2 protein-coding genes are annotated in these 1,838 nt (G+C 63.7%); both read right to left on the bottom strand.

Translation table 11 applies throughout. From position 1 onward, the window contains the following. Window positions 1–153: 153 nt before the first annotated feature. Window positions 154–1,578, bottom strand: a complete 1,425-nt coding sequence (merA, locus tag BHD06_RS22585) for a mercury(II) reductase (RefSeq protein ID WP_139784866.1) — start codon at window positions 1,576–1,578, stop codon at window positions 154–156. A gap of 4 nt (window positions 1,579–1,582) precedes the next feature. Next, window positions 1,583–1,816, bottom strand: a complete 234-nt coding sequence (gene merF, locus BHD06_RS22580) for a mercury resistance system transport protein MerF (protein WP_080459184.1) — start codon at window positions 1,814–1,816, stop codon at window positions 1,583–1,585. Window positions 1,817–1,838: the final 22 nt, after the last annotated feature.

The raw sequence follows: 1,838 nt of genomic DNA, 5'->3' as shown, positions 1-1,838 counted from the left end.
CCCTTCACATAGGGGCTCCCCTGACTGGAAGGTCAAGACCGTGCAGGAAGAAATCTTGACGGGCAGGAGGCGACTCTCGGGCAACTCCCAATGCCTGACTCATCTCCGAGTATTCTATGCCCGCCTTTCGGTGAACGCTCGTGCAGCACTGCTTCACCCCGCGCAGCACGACAGCTTCGCGACATCCTTGTCGAAGGTTTGCGCGGCGAGTTTCAGTCCCTCGACGGTGGTGAGATAGGGAAAGATCGTCTCGCCGAGCGCCAGTGCCGTCATCTCTGCCTTCAGCGCCATGACAAGAGCTTGCACTGTGTCTGCACCCTCCGGTGCCATGATAACGCCGCCAAGAAGGCGGTCGCTCGCCCGGTCCGCGACCAGCTTGATCAGCCCGCGCGTGTCGCGGGCGGCGAGCGCGCGGGGCACGTTGTCGAGGCTCAAAACGCTGGTCTTGACGTCATGACCTGCCGAGCGCGCCTGGCATTCGGTCAGGCCGACGCCGGCGACCTGCGGATCCGTAAACACCACCCAGGGCATCGCCTTGTTGTCGTAACGCTCCGCACCGCCAAGCACCGCATTACGCGCCGCGAGTTTGGCGCCATAGGCCGCCATGTAGACGAACTGGTCGCGGTCAGTCACGTCGCCCGCAGCATAGATGCCGGGGCGTGTCGTGGCCATGTCGTCGCCGATCTTGATCGCGCCGCGCCGGTCGGCTTCGACGCCCATCTCGGTCAAACCCAGCCCCTCGGTGTTGGGCGCGCGCCCCGCGGTCAGAACGAGGTGGTCCGCCGTCAGTTCTCGTGATGCTCCGTCCACTGTCACCGTCAGACCCGCACGGTCCCCGGCGCGCCGCGCGGCTTCATAGCGCACGCCATCGAAAATCGTCAGACCTTCGGTGCGCAACGTCTCCGTGAGCGCCACGGACACCTCCGGATCTGCCTGCGGCAGCAGGCGCGAACGACAGACAATGGTGACGCGCGAGCCCATTCGCGCCATCATCTGCGCGAGTTCGACACCTATATAGCCGCCGCCGAGGAAGATCAGGCTCTCGGGCAGCCACTTCAACTCCAGGAGCGACGTGCTGTTGAGCGTCGGCGCGTCCAAGATACCGGGGATCCCAGGAACGGAGGGCCGCCCGCCGGTGGCGATTATGACCTTGAGGGCTGTTATCTTTCGCCCACCAACCTCGACACCGCCATCCACAAGTCGCGCGGGACCTTCGTCGATATAGGTCACGTTCTCATAACCCGGCAGCAAGTCGGCGTATTTCTTCTGCCGCAGCGTCGAGACGAGATCGTCCTTGGCCGCGACCAGCGCTGCCCAATTTTCCACCTGTGCCTCACCCTGCAAGCCTGGAAACCGTTCAGCGGCTTTCGCACCATGCAGCGCCTCCGCGGCGCGGATCATGGTCTTGGAGGGCACGCAGCCCACATTCACGCAAGTGCCGCCGATGGTGCCATGCCCGATCAGCGCCACCCGCTTGCCGCCCTCGGCGGCAGTGATCGCGGCGGAAAACCCGGCTGATCCGGCACCGATCACCACGAGGTCAAAATGACTCTTGAGCGTTTGAGTAGCGTCCGTCATGATATCATTCATTTCGTTGGTTGGCATGCCGCTGCTGTCGCCGCCAGACGGCATAGAGGGTCAGCGCGATGAAAAAGGCCAGCGTCGGCAGCAGCACATAGTCGATCCAGCCCAGCCAGGCCGATAGGCCCACGGCACCCAGCAACACGACGAGTACCGGCGTGAAGCAGCAGAGCGCCGCGATGACGGTGCCAACGATCCCTGTCACGATCAGCTTGCCGTCGTTCTTGTCTGACATCTCAGTCCTCCTTGCAGGCAGA

It is taken from the genome of Roseovarius sp. A-2 (assembly GCF_002072155.1).
In the GTDB taxonomy this organism is placed as follows: Bacteria; Pseudomonadota; Alphaproteobacteria; order Rhodobacterales; family Rhodobacteraceae; genus Roseovarius.
This window is presented reverse-complemented; position numbering and strand designations above follow the sequence as displayed.

What these genes read in the sequence shown, in the direction of transcription:
- merF (WP_080459184.1), bottom strand. Translation starts at nt 1,816, where the DNA reads ATGTCAGACAAGAACGACGGCAAGCTGATCGTGACAGGGATCGTTGGC.
- merA (WP_139784866.1), bottom strand. Translation starts at nt 1,578, where the DNA reads ATGACGGACGCTACTCAAACGCTCAAGAGTCATTTTGACCTCGTGGTG.